This is a genomic window from Helicobacter sp. UBA3407, assembly GCF_949747025.1.
GTDB lineage: Bacteria > Campylobacterota > Campylobacteria > Campylobacterales > Helicobacteraceae > Helicobacter_D > Helicobacter_D ganmani.
In genome coordinates, this window is record NZ_CATKCB010000011.1 from 1 (window position 1) to 1049 (window position 1049).

Genomic DNA, 1049 nt, shown 5'->3' on the forward strand with positions numbered 1-1049 from the left:
AAATTTGTCCTCCGTGCGTGTGTCCGCTCAAAATTAAATCCACTTGATGTTCTTCTCTCACCTCAAGGGCAAATTTTGGCTGATGCGCTAATAAAATTAAGGGTTGGGATTCTGCCCTATTTTGCAAAGCTTGTTCCAAATTTGGCTCTAAAACGCCTATTCTGCGACCAAACAAATCATACACTCCCGCCAAATTTAACACTACTTCCTTTTGTCCGTTGATACTTTTCATTAATTGCACGCATTCATTTTCCAATGTCTTAATTCCAATGGCTTTTAAACTTTCAAGTAAGGGTTGGATATTGTGGAAATATTCGTGATTCCCTGTTACAAAATATACACCCAAAGGAGCTTGAAACTTACCAAGCTCTGCAATAGCTTTATGCACTCGTCCTACTTCTGTGTCTATAATATCACCGGTTAGCACGATAAAATCCGGCTTTAGCGCATTGGTTTGATTCACAATTTGGCGTACAACATTTTCTTCAATCAATCCTCCAATATGCAAGTCACTGATTTGCACCGCACTCATTGGTGTTTTAAGATTCTTTAATGAAATCTTAATGCGCTCTATTTTGGGAGATAATCTTCCCTCCACCAATCCCGTGCCTAGATAACCTAACGCAAAGATTCCGCTTGTGGCATTTAAAGTCCTTTGAAAGAATCCTCTGCGCTCTTGAGAGAATTTTGGAAAAAACCAAATTATAAGACGCAACAATAATGCAAGAAATTGATAAACTAACATTGCGACAAATAATACAAATCCTATACCAATGGATAAAGAAGCTAAAAAATATATACTTTGTGGAAAATCTACACAATAACGCGCCACAAAATAAACCACAACCCCAAAAAAATTAAAAATCAAAAAAGTTTTTAATACCAAAAGTGGAATCTTTAATTTAATGATTTTCTTAATAAAGAAAAAATAGATGCTTAAATGAAAAATAAAAAATACAAGCAAAGCCAAAAAAGGAAAAAGATTTTTTAGCATATAAAAACTCCTTGAGGCTTCATTTATTTTTTAAAAAAATAAACCTATCCATCTA

The 1049-nt window shown here is 34.3% G+C and carries 1 protein-coding gene; it reads right to left on the minus strand.

What is annotated here, in order from left to right; translation table 11 throughout:
* Positions 1-994: metallophosphoesterase (locus Q1553_RS00085; protein WP_300842637.1), on the minus strand; the 994-nt coding region annotated here is incomplete at its 3' end.
* Positions 995-1049: the final 55 nt, after the last annotated feature.